Origin of the sequence: Methylocapsa sp. D3K7, from assembly GCF_029855125.1 — a bacterium.
Taxonomy (GTDB): Bacteria; Pseudomonadota; Alphaproteobacteria; order Rhizobiales; family Beijerinckiaceae; genus Methylocapsa.
Genome location: NZ_CP123229.1, coordinates 762,298 through 781,741 on the forward strand (window position 1 = coordinate 762,298; position 19,444 = coordinate 781,741).

The following is a 19,444-nucleotide window of genomic DNA, read 5'->3' on the forward strand; positions in this document are numbered from 1 at the left end:
AGATGTTCCGATGCGTCGCCATCGATTGCATGGTAATAAATTAGCCCCGCCGCCCGCCCTGGAGTACCGGCGGGCAACGGGGAAAATTCTTTGATGCTCTAAACATTGCTACTGTAGTAAATTCATTGAATCTTGACGTCCCCTGTTCAGGGGATGTCATCACGAAATCGGCGTAAGCATCATGATTTTTTTGCGGGTTTGGATGTTTTTGGGATCGTTCTTCCCCTAAGTTGGGTATGTATCCTCTGCAATTTGGGTGTACACTCCACCCCCATATTTATGATAACTGTTGGCAATCGGCACGATGAAGAACTGAAGCCCAACCGTCCGAGCTTTTTGCGGTCTCTGGCACAGCAACGGCTTTAGTCGGATGCCCGTCGAGGAAATACATGGGGGCGGTCGAACATCTCAAGACCTTATGCTGCCTTGGGTTGCCGCCCGAGAGCGCCATGGTTGCGGTCACGCCTTTGTTGCATGAGATTATTCCGCACGGCTGGTCGCGGCTCGCCCTTTTGGCTCCCGACGCGACCGTCACGAGCAACTACGCCGAAAATCCAGGGATGACACCCTTATATCGCGAGCGCCTGTGGCGATTCATGGATGATCCGACGGCGCTCGTTTCTCTTTGGATCCCGGGCTTCCGCGCGGTCGGCATCGGTTGGACACTGCACCGGCAGAATGCCGACTATCTGCAAAGCCAATATTACAAGGAAATCGAAGCGCCGCTCGATGCCTGTTGGCTCTTGGGCGCGATGATCGGCGAAGGCAGCCGGTCTATTGCCTATGTCGCGTTGACACGGCCAAGAAGTGCACGGCCCTTCGTGGCGGACGATGTGCAGCGTCTCGACCGGCTCCGGCCTTGGCTCGCGCATGCTTTTCGTCCCGTTTCCGAGCGTGCAGAAATGGCGGAACAATCTTCGCTAGGGACCGCCGGACCCGCGCTCATGAGCGGGCAGATGATCGTCAACCCGGACGCCACGATTGTCTACCAAACCTCTGGCCTCGAACATCTGCTCCGGATGCTGGCGGGGGAGCCGGGCAATTATACCCGCTTCATGCCGGCTCAAGACCGCTTACCCGACCCGATATTAAAGCTTCTCCGGCAGATCACCGGCGCCGCAAACGGATCTTCCAACACGCCGCCTCATTTGCGCATTTTAACAGCCCACGGAGTTCTCACGCTTGATGCCAACTGGCTCGTTCCTCCCGACGCACTTCCCTCGGACATCGCCAGAAACCCGAAGAATTGTCTTGTCACGGTCAGCGTCGAACTGCGCGAGCACGCCATCGCCCATGCCGCGCGCGTGCTGCGAGATAGCGGCGCCACGCCCGCTCAGGTCAAAGTCGGTGTTCATCTCGCTTTGGGCAAATCCAAACCAATGATTGCCGATGAACTCGGCCTTCAGCTCTCCTCGGTCGCAGACCTCACCAAAAAACTTTATCAGAACCTCGATATTCACAATTCCGCCGAGCTCGGCATGAAGGTTTGGCTGAGCCAAATGCAATATGGGACCGGCCAGCATCCGTGGCGCGCCAGTTAATTTTTGCCAACGTTAGCGCCGCTTCCGCATAAGCGTATGTAGAACTCGGGCCGCCAATGGCATGGCCATTAAATGTTCTCTTATTGTTCTTGCTAATCTCGACGCATCCGGTTAAGCTGTCCCGGAACTAGAAGACGGGGGCTTGCCATGGTCGTCAGAGTCGCGACGGTTGCGTTCGAGGGCATCGAGGCGCGCCCGGTGGACGTGCAGGTACAGATCGCCAACGGCAATGTGGTGTTCACGGTGGTTGGCCTCGGCGACAAGGCGGTCGCTGAATCGCGCGAGAGAGTCCGCGCCGCGCTGAATGCGTCGGGCCTCGCGATGCCCGCCAAGCGCATTACGGTCAATCTCGCACCCGCCGACCTTCCAAAGGAAGGCAGCCATTATGATTTGCCGATCGCGCTCGGCATCATGGCCGCAATCGGCGCCATTCCGCCGGACGCACTTGCCAATTTCACCGTTCTCGGCGAACTGGCGCTTGACGGAACGATCACCCCGGTCGTTGGCGTGCTGCCGGCCGCGATCGCCGCCAATGCGCGCGGCCACGGCCTGATTTGCCCGTATGCGAGCGGTGCCGAGGCAGCCTGGGCAAGCCAGGAAATCGAAGTTCTGGCACCTATTTCCCTCATCCAGCTCGCCAATCACTTTAAGGGGACGCAAGTCATGACCCGGCCCCGGCCTTCCGTCCGGGGACAAGCGGGAGCGCAGCCGGATTTGCGTGACATTAAGGGCCAGGAAAGCGCCAAGCGGGCGCTTGAAATCGCCGCCGCCGGGGGGCACAATCTCTTATTGAACGGACCGCCCGGCGCCGGAAAATCGATGCTCGCCGCGCGCCTGCCTTCGATTTTGCCGCCGCTCATGCCGCGTGAACTGCTCGAGGTTTCGCTGATCCACTCCATCGCCGGGGATCTCGCGGGCGGCGCCTTGACCGATCGAAGGCCGTTCCGGGCACCGCACCATTCGGCCTCGATGGCAGCCCTTGTCGGAGGTGGAACGCGGGCGCGGCCGGGTGAAATCTCGCTTGCCCATCATGGCGTTTTGTTTCTCGACGAATTGCCAGAATTCCAGCCGCAAGTTCTGGACAGCCTGCGCCAGCCGCTCGAAACCGGCGAAGTGGCGATCGCGCGAGCCAATCACCGAATTGTCTATCCGGCGAGGTTTCAGCTCGTCGCGGCGATGAACCCTTGCCGTTGCGGCCACGCAAGCGAGCCCGGCTTTACCTGTAACCGGCAACCCAATGCCCGCTGTATTGCCCAATATCAGGCGCGGCTTTCGGGCCCGTTGCTCGACCGCATTGACCTCCATGTTGAAGTGCCGGCGGTCGCCGCTGCCGATCTCATGCTGCCGCCAGCAGCCGAGGGTTCACGGGAGGTCGCAGCGCGCGTTGCCGCCGCTAGGGAGATCCAGGTCGCGCGTTATGCTGATCTTGGTCTGCCCGGGATCGGCTCCAACGCCGCCGCGCCCGCCAATGTGATCGAGGCGGCCGCGCAAATGAATACGGGGGGACTCAGCCTAGTCCGGGAGGCTTCGGACCGGTTGCATCTTTCCGCGCGAGGATTTCACCGTATCTTGAAGCTTGCCCGCACGATCGCTGATTTGGACGGCGCCGCGGACGTGGGGCGCATTCATCTCGCCGAGGCACTGACCTACCGCATTGATACCGCCCGTCAGCTCCGCGCTGCGTGACTCACCGGGCAACACAGACGCCGTTTGGCGGAGCTAAATTTTATTGCACCCTAAACCTTGGTGCGGTTTGCTCCTTGGCGCCTCCCGTGCCAGCCCCAAGACTGTTCAGATCGCCAATTCCGCCGACTCCGGAACCAATTCCGCTGCCGTTGATACCGCCGGTATCCAGGCCAAGCTCAATCTTGTCTCTAATACCGCCAGTTCCCGCTCCGAGGCCCCGGCCAACGCCATTAACCCCACCTGTCGAGGATCCCCACGAAGCGCTGTCCGAGATTCCTCCCGACCCGACACGCGTAGAGCCAGCAATGCCACCGGTAGCATTGCCAACACCCTGACCTATGCCGTTGGTCCCGGAACCGACGCGTCCGGTTCCGACAACCAGCGGCGTGTGCTGGCCGGCGCCGCCCGCCCCGAAGCCAATACCCGTCCCGGCAACACCTCCGCCCCGATTGATGACGACAACAGGAGCCGGACCGGCGTTTGGCGCCTGCGCCTGCGCAAACACCGTGGAACCGCCAACAAAGGCCACTGCCAGGGCTACAGTCAATCGACGGCGCATTTTTTTCTCCGTATGCCGGGCCAGGATGAAGGATAGCGGCGAAATCACAACAATACCGGGCGCGTTACCGGCGAAAGCAAACTGCCGGGCTGTTCACATTTCTATCAGACTCGTGAAAAAAGCCTGTTATTTCCGGACTCATCGGGCACGTTGATAGAAGATTGCGGCAAAGTTTCGCCGGAAGATATTTGTGCCGCCTTTTCCGCCGCCACTATCGCTTGAGCGGTTGCCTGTCCCATGTCATTGCACAATATCAGATTCAACGAGAGCCACATGCCAAAGAGGTCCTTGGACGCGTTCGCATTCCGCAAATTGGAAGCTCTCGATCGCGCCAGTCTCAAGCGCTCCCTCACCGAGAGCGTTCGCGAAAGCGGGATCTGGGTCGAGCGCGACGGCCGCCGCCTGCTCTCTTTCTCCTGCAATGATTATCTCAACCTTTGCCACCACCCGGCGCTCATCGCCGCCGCCACGGCGGCGATCCGCCAATATGGCGTGGGCGCCGGCGCTTCCCGGCTTGTCACTGGGAATCATCCCTTATTTGGGGATCTTGAGACGCGTCTCGCGCGGCTCAAGGGAACCGACGCCGCCTGCGTGTTCGGTTCTGGCTATCTCGCCAACAGCGGCATCATACCGGTGCTTGCCGGCGAGCGGGATCTGGTTTTGATCGATGAGCTGGCGCACGCATGCCTCTGGGCTGGAACAAAATTGGCGGCGGCTGAAACGTTGATCTTCCGCCACAATCAAGTTGACCATGCGGCTGAGTTGCTCGCCAAAAGCCGGGGGCGTTTCCGGCATGCGCTGCTTGTCACAGATAGCGTTTTTTCCATGGACGGCGATCTTGCCCCTTTGCAAGAGCTGAGCAAAATCTGCGTGGATTTCGATACATGGCTGATGACCGATGACGCACATGGTTTGGGCGTCCTCGGCGGCGGTCGCGGCGCTATTTTTACCGCGGGTCCCGGCGTGGATGTGCCGTTGCAAATGGGAACCTTATCCAAGGCGGCAGGCGGCTATGGCGGCTATTTGTGCGCATCGCGGCCCGTCATCGATTTGGTGAAAACCCGCGCCCGTACCCTGATTTACTCGACCGCCCTCCCACCCCCGATGGCGGCGGCGGCAATCGCGGCGCTGACAATTATTGAAACCGAACCTGAATTGACCGCAAAACCTCTCGAAAAGGCGAAGTTGTTCACCTCCCTTCTCGGCCTTTCCAAGGCCCAAAGTCCGATCGTCCCCCTCATCCTGGGGGAACCAGACGCCGCCCTGCGAGCAGCGCGTGGACTGGCTGACCAGGGGTTCCTGGTCACTCCGATCCGGCCCCCGACGGTTCCGACAGGCACCGCACGGTTGCGCTTCACCTTTACCGCCATGCACCCGGACGAAGAGATTGTTCGCCTCGCCGATGCCGTGCGCGCGTTGACGGAAACACTCAAAGGCCCGACCAAATGTCCGCCGTCTTCATAACCGGCACTGGAACGGATGTGGGGAAGACTTTTGTCGCGGCAGGCCTTATCCGCTGTTTGCGGAACCTGGGGCAACGGGTCAACGTCTTGAAACCCGTGGCCAGCGGCTTCGATCCGGCCGCGCCTTCCGGCAGTGACCCGGCCCTTCTCCTCGAAGCGCTTGGCCGCGATGTCAATGCGGCGGAACTCCAGCGAATTTCACCCTGGCGTTTTCGCGCTCCCGTTTCCCCGGACATGGCCGCCTATGCCGAGGGAAAAGCGATCGATTTTGCCGAGGTCATCGATTTTTGCAGCAGCGCAATCGCTCACAACACTGGCGCTCTATTGATCGAAGGGGTTGGGGGCGTCATGGTCCCGCTCGACACGCAGCATACCGTGCTCGACGTGATGGTGGCGCTCCAACTGCCAGTCATTCTTGTCGCCGGAAGCTATGTCGGGACGCTCAACCATACACTTTGCTCGCAGGATGTAATCTTGCGCCAGGCGCTCGATCTTCGAGCGATCGTTGTCAGCGAGACGGTGAATGCGGGCGTCTCCCTGGAAGCGACCCTGTCGAGCCTCGCCAATTTCACACGCGCGGCGTTATTTGGTTTGCGCCGTCAAGATGGGGACGCACAAAACGCCACAGTCTTCCAGCAATTGGCAAAAATAATCGCCTAAAAGGACCGCCCGGCCCGATGCCGGAGGGACTTAAATCGATGCGGCCTATTGCCGCCTCACCGCCGGGGACGCGGCGGATGCGGATTTTTTCGTTCCGAGGCGTTTGTGGGCATTCCTATCATTATGGGTGATTGCCCGCTCGAGTTCGCCTTGCAAAGCTTGAAGCTCCTCTTTGTTCCGGAGCTTCGGGCGTTCGGGATCGGTACCCGTCACCGGTTGATAGGCAAGACTATCGGGAGGTCGCCGGGTCTCGCGGACAAAATCCTTCGCCTCTGGAACATCGGCCCAGAGTCTCGTACTCATCAAAGTATCCAGAGGCGACCCTCCGGTCTTCGCCTGTTGCGCGCCGGCAAGTTGGCTCCACATAAGAAAAATCCCGGCGAGCGCCGCCGTTAATCCCAGCCGTGCCTTAGGGTGAGACATTGGGTTTCGTGTCATCTCAGCGTACCATTGCTGGTTCGTTGCTTGGTTGCCTATCGGGACATTCCAAGCTTAATGTGTCGGAACCGCGACGAAATGCTTTTCGTGGCGATGGATTACGCACTTCCTGGAAGGGCTTTCGCCCAATCGTTCGAAAGCGTGGCTGTTCTTAAAGGTCCCATGCCGTGTCAAACGCCACTCCATTCGTACCTGACCCGTATGGAAATGCGGACGAATCAATGAGCACGGAAAAAACCTCTGAGGCTGGGATTGAACCCGCTCCCGCGACGGGCAGCCGCCCCCCGCGTCCAAAACCTGCCAAATTGTCCGCCGGTGCGGCATCAAAGCGCGTCAAGGCGCCCTCGAAAGAGGCCCGCACCGCCACCAGCAAAGCTTCCCCGCAGAGCGTTGTCAGGGTTCGCCGCGCGGCGGCTCCGCCAACCCAAGATTCTCCTGGCGCTTCCCAAAAAAATCAGGGAGCGGCCGGACCTGACTTCGAACGTCTGTCCTATAATTTTTCACGTCTCATGGAACAAGGTGGTAAAGCCTTTGCCGCCTACTTTAAGCCTCGGGAGAGCGGCGGCAAGACGGATGTGACTGTTGAACTGACCGATGCTCTGCGTTCCTTCAGCCGCATCGCCGAACATTGGTTGAGCGACCCAGCCCGCACCCTCGAAGCGCAGTCCTCCTTGGCGGTTAAATTTCTTGGCCTTTTGTCGCATAGTTTGCGGCGTATGCAGGGCGGGCAGGACAACCCTTTTGTTCCTCATGAACCCTCTGACAAAAGATTCGCCGCCGCCGAATGGCGAGACAATCCCTATTTTGATTTTTTGCGGCAGGCCCATGCAATCATTTCAACTTGGGCCGAGGATCTCGTCCAGCGTTCGGGCGGCGTCGATCCTCATACCCGCGACAAGGCAAGGTTTTACCTCCGGCAGTTAACCAGCGCGCTCTCGCCATCGAATTTTCTCGCCACGAACCCGGAGCTCATCAAGGAAACATGGGAAACGAGCGGTGACAATCTCGCGCGCGGTGCCGCGCTATTGGCGCAGGACATGGAAGCCGGCAATGGCACGCTCAAAATCACCCGCTGCGATACCTCAAAATTCGAACTTGGCGTCAATATCGCGACAACGCCCGGAAAAGTTATCTTTCGCAACGATCTCATCGAGCTTATTCAATATGCGCCGGCGACCGAAACGGTGTGCAAGCGGCCTTTGCTGATCGTGCCTCCCTGGATCAACAAATTCTACATTCTCGACCTCAACCCCGAAAAAAGCTTCGTTCGCTTCGCGGTTTCGCAAGGCCTCACGGTTTTTATGATTTCGTGGGTGAACCCCGACACGCGCCATCGCGACAAGGGTTTTGAAGCCTATATGAGGGATGGAATTTTGGCTGCCCTCGCTGCCATCGAAAAGGCAACGGGCGAGAGGAAAGTAAGCGCGATTGGCTATTGCATCGGCGGCACACTGCTTGCCATGACACTCGCCTATATGGCTGAGACCAATGACGAGCGGATCACGAGTGTGTCATTCTTTACGACCCAGACCGATTTCAGCCAAGCTGGCGATCTCAAAGTCTTTGTCGATGAAGAACGGTTGCGGGCGCTTGAGAAAAAAATGGCGGCGACCGGCTATCTCGAGGCAAGCGGAATGGCTTCAGCCTTCAACATGCTCCGGCCGGAAGATCTCATCTGGTCGTTTGTCGTCAACAATTACATGAAAGGGAAGGCCCCGCTCGCATTCGACCTCTTGGCCTGGAACTCGGATTCGACGCGTATGACGGAGGCCAACCATCTCACCTATCTGCGCCATTGCTATCTGGAAAATAGGCTCGCGAAAGGAAAGGCGAGGTTCGCTGGCAAAATTCTCAACCTCTCTAAAATCACCGTGCCGGTTTACCATTTGGCAACTCGCGATGATCATATCGCCCCGGCTAAATCCGTCTTCATAGGTGCTAAGCTGCTTGGCGGCAAAGTTCGCTTCGTCCTCGCCGGCTCAGGCCACATTGCAGGTGTCGTCAATCCGGCCGGCAGTCCGAAATATCAATATTGGCGCGGCAAGGCACCCGATGGCGAGTTCGAGGATTGGCTCGAGAACGCGACTGAGTACAAAGGCAGCTGGTGGACCGATTGGATCAAATGGATCAAGCGCCAATCGCGCAAAGAAGTGCCCGCGCGGGTGCCCGGGAACGGGGAACTACCGCCAATCTGCGACGCTCCCGGCGACTATGTTCGGGTGCGGTATTAAAAAGCGGGAGACAGTCAGCATTTGGCGGAACGCCGCTATAGTCATAGAAGCCGCCGGCAAATAGTGATGTCGCACTCATCTTCTAAAAAGCATCTCACTCTGGAGATGGAGTTGACTTGCACTTGGTTGGATCGCGCTCGAAGACATGAATGTAATCAACGTCCAGAAAAGACGGATTTGGTGTGTTCTCGATTGACCAGCCGCTTCCAAGTGCCAAATTGACCAGGATCATCATAGGGAATTTGTGCTGCTCCGGAGTCGGCGTCTGCCAAATCTGATGGCGGTCACAATAGAAGGTCATGAAGTCTTTTTCGATTTCCACGCCGAAGGTATGAAAACCGGCGTCGAGCGTGCCGCTTGGACGGTTTTCCGTGTGATGCTCGCCAACATGGGTGTGATGGACACTGTCCCAGACGATATATCCCGAATGAAAAATATCGGGGAATTGTCCATAGAACTCGATCACATCAACTTCCAGGCTCGTCCCAAGCGGCGTTTCCGGAGGCCGGGTTTCACCAAGCCAGAATGCCGGCCAGGTCCCAGGCCCCTTGGGAATCTTCATCCGGACTTCAAAGTAACCATAAAGCTGCGAGAAGCCATCGTTCCATTGATCGGCTGACGCCAAAAGCCCTGAATGCCATTTGCCGTTGGCTTCCTTGCGTGCCTCGATGCGCAACAGGCCATCCTTAACCGTGAACGGAAAATCCGGCTGCGGATTGGAAAAACCGGCATCTCCAAAGTCGCCGTGCCAAGGCGTGTGGGCGATCCAACGGTTGCCACCGATTTTCCAGGCGGAAACTTTTAGATCATTGAAATCTTCCGTGAATGTCGGACGCAGACCGCAAAGGTCAAGTGCTGTACCGTTGACGCTCTGCGCTTGCGCGACCCCGGCCATCATATGACAAACCATACACGCAACAATCTCTACCTTGGGTCGGATCATGAATGATTACCCTCGGCGAATTGGCTGTTTCCTGGCGTAACGGAAGGTGTCGATGCCAACAATTTTGGAGCGGGCGAAGGGAATCGAACCCTCGTATGCAGCTTGGGAAGCTGCCGTTCTGCCATTGAACTACGCCCGCCGGGCCATGCCTCTATCGAGAGATGAATGCCCCCATAGGATGAACATGCAAAGTCTCTTACCGAAGACTAGCGCGTCCCCTACCGTGTTTCAATACAGCGACGGCGTCCTGCGCGCGGCTTTTTTACCTTTTCCATGCGCTCCTCGCATAAACGAGGAGTCATTCGCCAGGCGCTTGTGAACCATTGGCTGCATTGGTCTCCGGCGGACCTGCAAACAAGGCGACAAGCCCTGCCAGGGGATTGCGTGGCGGCTGCGGCACTGGCGCCGGAGCGGGGAGCTCCGGTGTGACAGGAGACGCCGACGCGGTGCGCAACGCCCCAAGCATTTTTTTGTGCTTGGCCAAATAGTAATAGCCACCGCGGTAAAGCGCCGTGGCGCGGTCTTCGTTCCCGTCGGCAAGCCGGTAAGCATTGGCAAGATAAGGGATAGCGTAAGTCAGATTGACTTGTGGATCGAGAAGACCGCGCTCGGGGCCATTATACCCCATGCTGCGCGCCGTCCCATATTTGATCTGCATCAGGCCATAGCAATGACGATGAACGAGGCCAGGATTATAGCCGCTTTCGCGCATCACCGTGCGATGGACGAGAGACTCCGGAACTCCATGCAGCTTGGCGTGATGAGCGATCAACGTGTCATAGGCCGTTGAGCGGGCCGCGAGATCGGCGGCACTGGCGCCTGAAATCATGAACAGCGCGGCGGCAGCGGTTGACGGAATGCGCAGCATAGACAAAGCCTCCATCCGCCGGATGTGATCGGGGATTGAGGCATCAGAATGGCATTAGGGGCTCAGATCAGGCGCGCGATGAGCATATTCTTGATTTCAGCGATCGCTTTTGCTGGATTGAGACCTTTTGGACACGCCTTGGCGCAATTTAAGATCGTGTGGCAGCGGTAAAGCCGGAACGGATCCTCGACATTGTCGAGCCGTTCGCCAGCCGCCTCATCACGAGAATCAATCAACCAGCGATAGGCCTGTAACAGCACTGCCGGACCGAGGTAGCGATCGCCATTCCACCAATAACTCGGGCAAGATGTCGAGCAGCAAGCGCACAAAATACATTCATAAAGCCCGTCGAGCTTGGCGCGATCGGCGGGCGACTGCAGCCGCTCCTTCTCCGGCGGCGGCGACTGCGTCTTGAGCCAGGGTCCAATCGAAGCATGCTGGGCGAAAAATCCGGTGAGGTCGGGCACCAGATCCTTGACCACCGGCAGATGCGGCAAGGGATATATTTTAACGGCGCCCTTGATGTCATCCATATATTTGGTGCAGGCGAGCGTATTAGTGCCGTCGATATTCATCGCGCAGGACCCGCAGATGCCTTCCCGGCACGAACGCCGGAACGTGAGCGCCGGATCGATCTTGGATTTTATCCAAATGAGCGCGTCGAGAACCATCGGGCCGCAATCGCTTCGATCGACATAATAAGTGTCGACGTGCGGGTTTTGCGCGTCATCGGGATTCCAACGGTAAATCTTGAATTCCGTCTGAGCCTTGGAGTCGCCATGCCTCGGCCAGGTCTTGCCGGTCCCGATGCGCGAATTGGCGGGAAGTGTGAACTCGACCATGTGTTTTTTTAACCTGTTGATTAATAGACCCGCGCCTTCGGCTCGATATAATGCATCTCGTTGCTCATCGTGAAACTATGCACGGGACGGTAATCGATCGACACCGTCCGGGCATCTGGGTCGATGGCGGCGAGCGTATGCTTCATCCAATTCTTATCGTCACGGTCGGGATAATCCTCTCGGGCATGGGCACCACGGGATTCGGTGCGGCCTGCCGCGCCGTCCATGGTGACAACCGCTTGGACAATGAGATTGTCGAATTCCAAAGTCTCGATCAGATCGGAATTCCAGATCAGCGACCGGTCGGTGACGGAAATCTGATCCCTCGCCGCCCACACATCATGGATCAGCTGCGAGCCTTCCTCCAAGACTGGCCCGGTGCGATAGACCGAGCAATGAGACTGCATCACTTTCTGCATCCGCAGACGCAGTTCCGCGGTCGGCAGTCCTCCCTTGGCGTAGCGGAAACGGTCGAGTCGTGACAACGCTCTGTCCGCCGAGTCGGCTGGAAGCTCAGCCTGTTTGACCCCCGCCTGCACCAGTTCGGCCGCCCGCAATCCGGCTGCGCGGCCAAAGACGACAAGATCGATCAGCGAATTCGAACCCAGTCTGTTGGCGCCGTGGACGGAGACGCAGGCCGCTTCGCCAATCGCCATCAAGCCGGGCACGATGAAATCGGGATCTCCCCCTTTCTTGATCATGACCTCGCCATGGAAATTCGTCGGAATCCCGCCCATGTTGTAATGGGCCGTGGGCAGCACCGGGATCGGCTCCTTGGTTACTTCGACACCGGCGAAGATCCTGGCGCTTTCGGAGATGCCAGGCAGGCGTTCATGCAAGATTTTCGGATCGAGGTGTTCCAAGTGCAAATGAATGTGGTCTTTGTGTTTGCCCGTGCCCCTGCCCTCGCGGATTTCAATTGTCATCGCGCGTGACACCATATCGCGCGGCGCGAGATCCTTCACCGAAGGCGCATAGCGCTCCATGAAGCGTTCGCCTTCGGAATTGGTGAGATAACCGCCCTCGCCGCGCGAGCCTTCGGTGATGAGGCACCCGGCCCCATAGATCCCAGTTGGATGAAATTGAACGAATTCCATATCCTGCAAGGGTAGCCCGGCCCGCAACACCATCGCGTTGCCATCACCGGTGCAGGTATGCGCCGATGTCGCCGAGAAATACGCGCGGCCATAGCCGCCGCTCGCCAGGATCACAAGTTGCGAGCGGAAGCGATGAATGGTTCCATCATCCAGCTTGAGGCAGACGACACCGCGGCAGCGCCCGTCTTCCATGATCAAATCGATGGCGAAGAATTCAACAAAGAATTCGGTCTCGTGACGCAGCGCCTGGCCATACAGCGTGTGCAGCATCGCATGGCCGGTGCGGTCGGCCGCCGCGCAGGTGCGCTGCGCCGGAGGCCCCTTGCCAAAGTCGGTGGTCATGCCGCCGAACGGACGCTGGTAGATCCGGCCATCCTCGGTGCGCGAAAACGGCACGCCCCAATGCTCGAGTTCATATACGGCGGCCGGCGCATTGCGGCAGAGATATTCGATTGCGTCTTGATCGCCGAGCCAATCCGACCCCTTGACGGTGTCGTACATGTGCCATTTCCAATTGTCCGGCCCCATATTGGCGAGCGACGCCGCGACGCCGCCTTGCGCCGCGACGGTGTGCGAGCGGGTCGGAAAGACCTTGCTGATACAGGCCGTGCGCAGCCCCGCCTGGGAACAGCCGACGGTTGCCCGCAGTCCGGCCCCCCCTGCCCCAACGACGACGACGTCGAAAGTATGATCGGTAATCGGATAGGCGGCGCCATTACGCACCGGAGCGGTATCGCCATTACCTTTGGTGTTGGAAGTCATGCCATCGTCTTTCGATATATCCCTGCGAGCGGCCGCGGTCCTTCGCATGAAGGAAGCTTTTTCCCTCCGCTTCGATATTCCAATGGTGGTGCCTCAACTGAAGCTCAGTTTCAAGGCTGCGTAAACGCACGCCAAACCGATGCTAACCGAGAAGCCTAGATTGGCGATAAGCGACCACTCTTTCAAATGTGCGTCATGCACGTAATCATCGATAATGGATTGCATCCCCAGCTTCATATGGAAAACGCCGGTCAGGATGAAAAGAAGCAGAATGATTGCCGGAAATGGATGCCCGAGTTCGGCGCGCGCTGCCGCATAGTCCTTGCTGGACAGCGACAAGACGATCGCAACCAAGCCTATTGTCAGCGGGATCAGGGCAACCGAAGTCACCCGCATGTTCCACGCGTCCGAGGTGCCGGATTTGGCCGAACCGGAAAAACGCGGCGTGCTCATCGCGACGTAACCCCCAGAGACTCTGTCGCCATGACTGACCTCTCCTCAAATCTTTCCGGCAAGGGCTTCTCCCCGATTGTCGTTGCAAAGGCTTCTTCTTAGCCGCAAGGACACTTATGAGACCAGATAAGCAATTCCCCATACACCCGCCGTTAGCACAATACCGCCGATTAAAGTGGCCTGTGCTAGCCATTCACGCTGGGGATGCGAGAACCCATGCCCGGATTCCCAAATAATATGACGTATTCCGCCGAGTAGATGATGGAACAAAGCCCATGTAAAACCGAACAAGATTAGTTTTCCAGGGAGCGAATTGACACATGAAGCGGCGGTGGCATAGGTCTCAGCGCCCATCGACGCGGCGATCAAGAGCCATGCCAGCAATAGCGTGCCGGCATAAAGCGCGGCGCCCGTTATCCGATGCGCAATCGACATGATCATCGTCAGCATCGGGCGGTAAATTTGCAGATGTGGAGAAAGCGGGCGGCTTTTTTTCAGGGCGTTCCCGCCAGGCTCCCCATAGGTCATGTACATTTACCCCAACTCATCCGGAATAGATGATAATTTCCCTAATCCAATTGGCCCCTCCCGGCAACGCGAACATTAGAAAAATTCAAAAACCTTGCCGGGTCGCCGATTATCCCGGCCGGAAGCTTGGTGTCCCAAATCTAGCCCGCCGGGATTCGAAAATGAAAAAAAGCAGACACCAGGTTCCTGTCCCGTCCCGGCGACCCATTCGAAAAATGACCCGGTAAATGAGTCAGCTTGCAAATGTGATCGCTGAAGGGCAAAAGCTAAACGGGCAGGAAGGCGTAACCAGACCCGGTGAAACGACATGATTGTGCGAGGCCGCAAATTTGTCGCGTCTATCCTGGGCGGCGGTTTTCTTGCCGGAGGCCTGCTCTTTCTGGCGATCGCCGGAGTGCCATCGGCCGCTTTGGCGGCGGCGGGCCGTGTCGTGATTGTGTCAGGGGGGACGCCGCGCAGCGCGATCCTCATCCAGCACCGGCGCCTCAAACAGGGCCGGCGGCCGGTCATTATCATCTTGCGCGGCGGCAGACCGAAGGGCCTCCGTCTCCGGCGGACGTTCGGCTTCGAAGACTTGGCCCGTTCATCGGGTGCGGTCCTTGCCTATCCCGAACCTCTCCTGGGCCGCTGGGCCGAAGCGCCTGGCCCGGATGCGAACAGGGACTTAACTTTTATCCATGATCTGATCGCCAAATTCGTCGCCGAGGGAATTGCCGCTCCGGGCAAGGTGTTTCTCGTTGGCACAACGACGGGCGGAATGCTCGCCTTGCGCCTGGCCTGCGAGCAAAAAAACAGTTTTTCGGGACTGGCTATTTTGGCCGCGAGCCTGCCCGCCGATCTTCAGGAGACCTGCAAGCTCCCGCGTCCACTGCCACTTTTGATGATCGCCGGCACGCAAGATCCGGTGGTTCCCTTTCATGGCGGCCCCGCCAATCTGCCACACGCCAAGGTGGAGCTCGCCTCAATCGACACAACCCTCGCCCTGTTTGGCAAAGCCGCGGGCTGCTCGGGAGGCATCACCACCACGGTCTTTCCCGACAGGGACACCCGCGACGGCACCCGCGCCTATCTTGACAAGCTGAACAATTGCAAGGCACCCGTCGAATTGGTCCGGATCGAAGGCGGCGGCCATTCCCTGCCAGGCCTTTCGAACGAATCAATTCCAGGTGCTGGGCAAGGGCTCGGCAACGGCGATGTCAACAGCGCGAAGCTGGTCTGGGATTTCTTCCGCCCGCTCGGCGGCTAATTTAACCCAGGAGAGACGGCGTTCCTGGGTTCAATTCGTCATTTGAATCATATCCCGCACGGCGGGATAGACTTCCGCGTTCCAGCGGCGGCCGCTGAAGACACCATAATGGCCGACACCGGTCTGCACGCGGTGTTCCTTCAAATGCTGGCGCAGCCCCGAGCAAAGGTCTTGCGCGGCAAGCGTTTGACCAAGGCCGCAAATATCGTCCCGCTCCCCTTCCAGCGTCAGGAGGGCGGTGCGCTTGATGGCACGCGGATCAATGCGGCGGCCATGCACCTCGAGCTTCCCGCGCGGCAAAAGATGGTCTTGAAAAACCGCTTGCACCGTTTCGAGATAGAATTCAGCTGGCAAATCCATGACAGCGAAATATTCCTCGTAAAATTCTTGTATGACCTGAAGCTTGGTTAAATCATTGGCGGCACGGGCCTCCGCCATATCGTCAAAGGAACGCATATGACGCTCCAAATTCATGCTCAAGAAGGCTGCGAGCTGCATGAATCCCGGATAAACGGGACGCCCGACGCCCATATAGGGACGGGGGACGTCGGAAATCAAATTCTGCTCGAACCACGTGATCGGCCGTTTGACGGCGAGTTCATTGACCTTCGTGGGACTGATTCGCGTATCGATTGGACCCGCCATCAAAGTCATGCTGCGCGGCTGCGCCTCGTCGCGATCTTCCGCCATCAGCGCGGCGGCGGCGAGGACAGGAACGCAGGGCTGGCAAACCGCAACGACATGCGACCCAGGCCCTAACACTTGCAGGAATTTGATCACATGGCTGGTGTAATCGCTTAACCCGAAGCAGCCCTCCGCTGGCGGCACGTCGCGGACATTATGCCAGTCGGTAATGTAGACATCATGGTCGGCAAGCATCGTTTTGACGGTCGCGCGCAGCAAGGTCGCGAAATGCCCCGACATGGGAGCGGCCAATAATACCTTTGGCTGGATAGCAGCAGTTTCTTTCCGGAAATGAAGCAGCGTGGCAAACGGCGTAGAAAAGACAGCCTCCTCTATCACCGGGCAAACGCAATTCTCGACAGTGACAGAGTCGATCCGGAAGGGAAGCCGCGTATGGGTTATCGCGACTTCGGCGAAGGTTTCTAGGACACCAGCGAATTTGCGGATCGACCAATCCGGCTGAAACAAAGGCCATGGCAGGCGCAACGTCCGTCCCGAAGCGGCGGCCAGCGGCCGCAGCAGCTCAAGAATGTTCGCGTGCCGACTATAAGCTTGATAAATCAAATGGTTTCCACCATAGTTTAGGATGAAGGCACAAGCAGAAACGCTTTGATTGCCGGAGGATTTTGCCGTATAGCCGTTTCTGCCAAGCTACATGAGTTTGTTTTGCTTCTCAAGCATGCTTTACGAGAAGTTAACGTTCGAAGGGGGACTTTTTGGCCAGCGCCACACTCACGATCAGCAGCAAGAATTATTCCTCATGGTCGCTCCGCGGCTGGTTGCTGACCAAATTTTCCGGCCTTCCCTTTACTGAGGACGTCATCTCACCGGATGACCCCTCGATGCGCGACGAGCTTCTGATGCTGTCCTCCTCTTTCCTGGTGCCGTGCCTCGTCCATGATGGTGTCAGGGTGTGGGATACGCTGGCGATCGGGGAATATCTTAACGAGATCAAGCCCGAGGCGCATTTGCTGCCCGCCGATATCGAGAAGCGGACGCGCTGCCGCTCCATTTGCGGCGAAATGCATTCGGGTTTTGGTTCGATGCGCTCGGCCTTGCCGATGAATTTGCAAGGTGATTTCCCGGGATTCAAAGTATGGAAGCGGGCGCAAGCCGACATTGATCGCATCACAACGATTTGGCGGGAGTGTCTGGGCCTTTACGGAGGCCCCTTTCTGTTAGGCGGCCGCTCGATGGCCGATGCGATGTACGCCCCAGTAGTCACTCGCTTCTTGACCTACCACATCGAATTGGACGCGGCCTGCGAGGCCTACTGCAAGCAGATCATCGCCATGCCCGAGATGGTGGAGTGGCTTGAGGCCGCCAAACAAGAGCCACGTCAACTGGACGAACTCGAGGTTGAATTTTGAGGCCATGCCGCCCGCATGTTGCACAAGACGTTTGGCCGCCGATTCGCTTCTAGGAACGCCGCTTGGCGCTGGACGTCGGCCTCGAAGCCAGGGAAGACAAGGGGTTTGTGATCTCGCGGCGAAAAACCAGCAGAGCCGTTATCGCCAGAACGATGATTGATGGCACAACACACATGACGCAATCCTCCTACAGCAAGTTGGCGCCGGTTAAGCGAAGCAGCCTTCCTTCGGGCTTTGCCCAACCTGTGCAACTTGACTCAAATTGAGGCCCGCAATTCGTCAAAACTTCGATAACAATGCGCCCAGATTGAAAATGAATCGTGGCTGTGACATCGGCGCAACACAGTAGAGCGAAGGCGACATCGAATGGCGGCAACCGATTGTGGATGTGCGGTGAGGCGCGGCTCAACCCTATCCAGGTAGGATCGAGTCCAATTTCGCCAAGGCCTTAAGGACGTGATCGCCGTACGGCCAACGCCCAACAACAGCCTCGGTTCGCTTAGGTTCCAGACCCCACGCAAATAATAAGACGGAGATCACCAAAAGCGGCACCGCAATCCAAATGAAGGACCCCGCGAAGGCCGCGAGGACAGCGACTGCCAATGCAATTCCCAAGGTGGATGTTTGTTTCCTGCTTGCCATTGTGAAACCCTCCCATGAGTGCTGTTTTGCCAATTATACGCCCCTCCCCCGTGGCAAAAACAATCGCCCACGGCACGCCATCACGAGCCTGGCGCTTGCCGCCGGTGGGATGACAAGGCGGCAGGGAATCTCAATAAGATGCTCTTTTGATGTGCTTGGCGCGCCCTGCATAGCGATCCAGCGCCGTGCAAAAATCGGTAACGCCCTCCCACATCCCTTCGTCCGACTTACAGACGGGATGCGAACTATGGATTGCACATTGCGGGTAAGGGTCGACCATCATCGCCAGCATTTCGGCCAGTGCCTTAGTCTTACGATCCCGGCGCGATGAAGGACTCATAACTTTGTTCCGTTGCTGGATATTACCTATCCGGCGGCCAAAGGAATTTCGCCATACCGGCACATTAAATTCAGCATTTCGTCAAAATTTCGATAATATTTCTCCGTGTACAATATAAACGGCCGGTGTGATATCGATGCAACAGGTCATGGCTGGTTCCATGCGGCGAGGCGTTTCAGGGATCAAAACAAAATCAGATTCGATCAAAAATTAAGTAACGATATGTAAATAGTTGATTTCGATGGTATCCGTGTGCTCGAAGAAAGAGGATGATGATCAGGGTTCCCAAGTCCGGTCTCTGCGTTTGGCAGCGCTGCAATGGTAAAGACATTGGATTTCCAAGGCGTATTGGCGGCAAGTCATTGGCGCCGCCGGCCGGTTCTTCGGCCTTGGAAAGGCGGCCTCGCTTGGGAAATTCCGGGACATCCGCCTATGGCTCTTTGACCACGCGTTAAGGTGCTGGTCGAAATCGGCAATTGTGGTACATTTTGAAGTGGCTGGGAGGAATGATAATGGCTTTAAGTGGTAGAACTAAACTGGGAATAACCATCGCGGTCGCGGTTATCGCCGGGCTTGCATCCGTTTTTCTTTCGGTGCTGCTTTTGTTGCTTGCCGCGCTCTTAATCGCGTGGGGCCAGATACCCGAGCGCACGGAAACCTTTATTAAAGGATTGCCCTATGGCGATTCGCTGCTCAGGGCATTGGCAAAATTAGATATGGCGCTCACTGACCGGATTTGAGAAAGCCCGAGAATGCTTTTCGATCGGGTGGAGCCGTCCGATCGAAAAGGAAGGGCTCTGAGTCAAAGTGTTGCAACATGTTCTGATCGAAACCTGATCCGCTTTTTCGAAACATGCCCTGGTGCTGGGATCCTCAACTATTTGGACCGCCGTTACCGATACGCTTCGGCCTGTTGAGCCGGCAGGATCGGTGGTCCTCGGGACTCTATCGGTTCTTCCTCCGAAGAAGCACAAGGAGGATGGCAGCAATACTCATCCCCAGGCCGGTCATCCCGTGCATCCCGTTCCTGACGGCTTATCCCAGAAAACACAAGGCATAGCATTGCGGCATCCTATTACTAGCCGCAGCAT

General features: G+C 57.6%; 19 protein-coding genes and 1 tRNA gene. 9 read left to right on the top strand and 11 right to left on the bottom strand.

The annotated features are described in order from the left end of the window. Positions 1-389 precede the first annotated feature (389 nt). Together QEV83_RS03495 and QEV83_RS03500 are read left to right on the top strand one after the other, a co-directional pair. A complete protein-coding gene (locus QEV83_RS03495; RefSeq protein ID WP_280129879.1) occupies positions 390-1,541 on the top strand; it encodes a hypothetical protein in 1,152 nt (383 codons plus the stop codon). A gap of 147 nt (positions 1,542-1,688) precedes the next feature. Further along, entirely contained in the window at positions 1,689-3,227 is a 1,539-nt protein-coding gene (locus tag QEV83_RS03500) for a YifB family Mg chelatase-like AAA ATPase (protein ID WP_280129880.1), read from the top strand. Positions 3,228-3,267: 40 nt separating this feature from the next. On the opposite strand, the gene QEV83_RS03505 is transcribed toward QEV83_RS03500, so the two are convergent. Beyond that, positions 3,268-3,786 carry a hypothetical protein gene (locus QEV83_RS03505; RefSeq protein WP_280129881.1) on the bottom strand — a complete coding sequence of 173 codons (519 nt, stop codon included), beginning with the start codon at positions 3,784-3,786 and terminating at the stop codon, positions 3,268-3,270. A gap of 273 nt (positions 3,787-4,059) precedes the next feature. On the opposite strand from QEV83_RS03505, the gene QEV83_RS03510 reads away from it, so the two are divergent. Continuing rightward, a complete protein-coding gene (locus QEV83_RS03510; protein WP_280129882.1) occupies positions 4,060-5,250 on the top strand; it encodes an aminotransferase class I/II-fold pyridoxal phosphate-dependent enzyme in 1,191 nt (396 codons plus the stop codon). Continuing rightward, a complete protein-coding gene (gene bioD, locus QEV83_RS03515; protein WP_280129883.1) occupies positions 5,232-5,909 on the top strand; it encodes a dethiobiotin synthase in 678 nt (225 codons plus the stop codon). Before QEV83_RS03510 ends, bioD begins: the two co-directional genes overlap by 19 nt. 45 nt (positions 5,910-5,954) lie before the next feature. On the opposite strand, the gene QEV83_RS03520 is transcribed toward bioD, so the two are convergent. Next, positions 5,955-6,332, bottom strand: coding sequence for a hypothetical protein (locus QEV83_RS03520; protein WP_280129884.1), 378 nt, complete (start codon positions 6,330-6,332; stop codon positions 5,955-5,957). 236 nt (positions 6,333-6,568) lie between these two features. On the opposite strand from QEV83_RS03520, the gene phaC reads away from it, so the two are divergent. Continuing rightward, the gene (phaC, locus tag QEV83_RS03525) at positions 6,569-8,578 is read left to right on the top strand and encodes a class I poly(R)-hydroxyalkanoic acid synthase (RefSeq protein ID WP_280129885.1); all 2,010 of its coding nucleotides are present in this window, start codon (positions 6,569-6,571) and stop codon (positions 8,576-8,578) included. Positions 8,579-8,672: 94 nt separating this feature from the next. On the opposite strand, the gene QEV83_RS03530 is transcribed toward phaC, so the two are convergent. The 7 genes from QEV83_RS03530 to sdhC form a co-directional block, all read right to left on the bottom strand. Further along, on the bottom strand, positions 8,673-9,521 hold the full coding sequence (locus QEV83_RS03530) for a glycoside hydrolase family 16 protein (RefSeq protein WP_280129886.1): 849 nt from the start codon (positions 9,519-9,521) through the stop codon (positions 8,673-8,675). A gap of 65 nt (positions 9,522-9,586) precedes the next feature. Then, a tRNA-Gly gene (locus QEV83_RS03535) sits at positions 9,587-9,660 on the bottom strand. Between the two features lie 159 nt (positions 9,661-9,819). Then, positions 9,820-10,389: a lytic transglycosylase domain-containing protein gene (locus QEV83_RS03540; protein ID WP_280129887.1), complete on the bottom strand. Its 570-nt coding sequence runs from the start codon at positions 10,387-10,389 to the stop codon at positions 9,820-9,822. Positions 10,390-10,451: 62 nt separating this feature from the next. Then, the gene (locus QEV83_RS03545; protein WP_280129888.1) at positions 10,452-11,231 is read right to left on the bottom strand and encodes a succinate dehydrogenase iron-sulfur subunit; all 780 of its coding nucleotides are present in this window, start codon (positions 11,229-11,231) and stop codon (positions 10,452-10,454) included. Positions 11,232-11,251: 20 nt separating this feature from the next. Continuing rightward, positions 11,252-13,090 (bottom strand): succinate dehydrogenase flavoprotein subunit, encoded by a 1,839-nt coding sequence (sdhA, locus tag QEV83_RS03550; protein ID WP_280129889.1) that lies wholly within the window; start codon positions 13,088-13,090, stop codon positions 11,252-11,254. A 93-nt stretch (positions 13,091-13,183) separates the two neighbouring features. Next, complete coding sequence (gene sdhD, locus QEV83_RS03555; RefSeq protein ID WP_280129890.1) at positions 13,184-13,543, bottom strand: succinate dehydrogenase, hydrophobic membrane anchor protein; 360 nt, start codon at positions 13,541-13,543, stop codon at positions 13,184-13,186. Between the two features lie 114 nt (positions 13,544-13,657). Next, the gene (gene sdhC / locus QEV83_RS03560; protein ID WP_280129891.1) at positions 13,658-14,077 is read right to left on the bottom strand and encodes a succinate dehydrogenase, cytochrome b556 subunit; all 420 of its coding nucleotides are present in this window, start codon (positions 14,075-14,077) and stop codon (positions 13,658-13,660) included. A gap of 301 nt (positions 14,078-14,378) precedes the next feature. Here sdhC and QEV83_RS03565 point away from each other — a divergent pair, with 301 nt between their 5' ends. After that, on the top strand, positions 14,379-15,317 hold the full coding sequence (locus QEV83_RS03565) for a phospholipase (RefSeq protein ID WP_280129892.1): 939 nt from the start codon (positions 14,379-14,381) through the stop codon (positions 15,315-15,317). 30 nt (positions 15,318-15,347) lie between these two features. On the opposite strand, the gene phaZ is transcribed toward QEV83_RS03565, so the two are convergent. Next, positions 15,348-16,565, bottom strand: a complete 1,218-nt coding sequence (phaZ, locus tag QEV83_RS03570; RefSeq protein ID WP_280129893.1) for a polyhydroxyalkanoate depolymerase — start codon at positions 16,563-16,565, stop codon at positions 15,348-15,350. A gap of 152 nt (positions 16,566-16,717) precedes the next feature. On the opposite strand from phaZ, the gene QEV83_RS03575 reads away from it, so the two are divergent. Together QEV83_RS03575 and QEV83_RS03580 are read left to right on the top strand one after the other, a co-directional pair. After that, positions 16,718-17,371 (top strand): glutathione S-transferase family protein, encoded by a 654-nt coding sequence (locus tag QEV83_RS03575; protein WP_280129894.1) that lies wholly within the window; start codon positions 16,718-16,720, stop codon positions 17,369-17,371. A 62-nt stretch (positions 17,372-17,433) separates the two neighbouring features. Next, on the top strand, positions 17,434-17,637 hold the full coding sequence (locus QEV83_RS03580; RefSeq protein ID WP_280129895.1) for a hypothetical protein: 204 nt from the start codon (positions 17,434-17,436) through the stop codon (positions 17,635-17,637). A 506-nt stretch (positions 17,638-18,143) separates the two neighbouring features. Here QEV83_RS03580 and QEV83_RS03585 read toward each other — a convergent pair. After that, positions 18,144-18,353, bottom strand: coding sequence for a hypothetical protein (locus QEV83_RS03585; protein ID WP_280129896.1), 210 nt, complete (start codon positions 18,351-18,353; stop codon positions 18,144-18,146). Between the two features lie 512 nt (positions 18,354-18,865). Between QEV83_RS03585 and QEV83_RS03590 the strand changes: the two genes are divergently transcribed. Next, entirely contained in the window at positions 18,866-19,093 is a 228-nt protein-coding gene (locus QEV83_RS03590) for a hypothetical protein (RefSeq protein WP_280129897.1), read from the top strand. Positions 19,094-19,444: the final 351 nt, after the last annotated feature.

Excerpts from the sequence above, each read along its gene's own strand:
- QEV83_RS03565 (WP_280129892.1), top strand. The coding sequence starts at position 14,379 with ATGATTGTGCGAGGCCGCAAATTTGTCGCGTCTATCCTGGGCGGCGGT.
- sdhC (WP_280129891.1), bottom strand. The coding sequence starts at position 14,077 with ATGTACATGACCTATGGGGAGCCTGGCGGGAACGCCCTGAAAAAAAGC.
- QEV83_RS03495 (WP_280129879.1), top strand. The coding sequence starts at position 390 with ATGGGGGCGGTCGAACATCTCAAGACCTTATGCTGCCTTGGGTTGCCG.
- QEV83_RS03585 (WP_280129896.1), bottom strand. The coding sequence starts at position 18,353 with ATGAGTCCTTCATCGCGCCGGGATCGTAAGACTAAGGCACTGGCCGAA.
- QEV83_RS03500 (WP_280129880.1), top strand. The coding sequence starts at position 1,689 with ATGGTCGTCAGAGTCGCGACGGTTGCGTTCGAGGGCATCGAGGCGCGC.
- QEV83_RS03545 (WP_280129888.1), bottom strand. The coding sequence starts at position 11,231 with ATGGTCGAGTTCACACTTCCCGCCAATTCGCGCATCGGGACCGGCAAG.
- bioD (WP_280129883.1), top strand. The coding sequence starts at position 5,232 with ATGTCCGCCGTCTTCATAACCGGCACTGGAACGGATGTGGGGAAGACT.
- QEV83_RS03520 (WP_280129884.1), bottom strand. The coding sequence starts at position 6,332 with ATGTCTCACCCTAAGGCACGGCTGGGATTAACGGCGGCGCTCGCCGGG.
- QEV83_RS03530 (WP_280129886.1), bottom strand. The coding sequence starts at position 9,521 with ATGATCCGACCCAAGGTAGAGATTGTTGCGTGTATGGTTTGTCATATG.
- QEV83_RS03505 (WP_280129881.1), bottom strand. The coding sequence starts at position 3,786 with ATGCGCCGTCGATTGACTGTAGCCCTGGCAGTGGCCTTTGTTGGCGGT.
- phaC (WP_280129885.1), top strand. The coding sequence starts at position 6,569 with ATGAGCACGGAAAAAACCTCTGAGGCTGGGATTGAACCCGCTCCCGCG.
- QEV83_RS03540 (WP_280129887.1), bottom strand. The coding sequence starts at position 10,389 with ATGCTGCGCATTCCGTCAACCGCTGCCGCCGCGCTGTTCATGATTTCA.
- sdhA (WP_280129889.1), bottom strand. The coding sequence starts at position 13,090 with ATGACTTCCAACACCAAAGGTAATGGCGATACCGCTCCGGTGCGTAAT.
- QEV83_RS03510 (WP_280129882.1), top strand. The coding sequence starts at position 4,060 with ATGCCAAAGAGGTCCTTGGACGCGTTCGCATTCCGCAAATTGGAAGCT.
- QEV83_RS03590 (WP_280129897.1), top strand. The coding sequence starts at position 18,866 with ATGGCTTTAAGTGGTAGAACTAAACTGGGAATAACCATCGCGGTCGCG.
- sdhD (WP_280129890.1), bottom strand. The coding sequence starts at position 13,543 with ATGAGCACGCCGCGTTTTTCCGGTTCGGCCAAATCCGGCACCTCGGAC.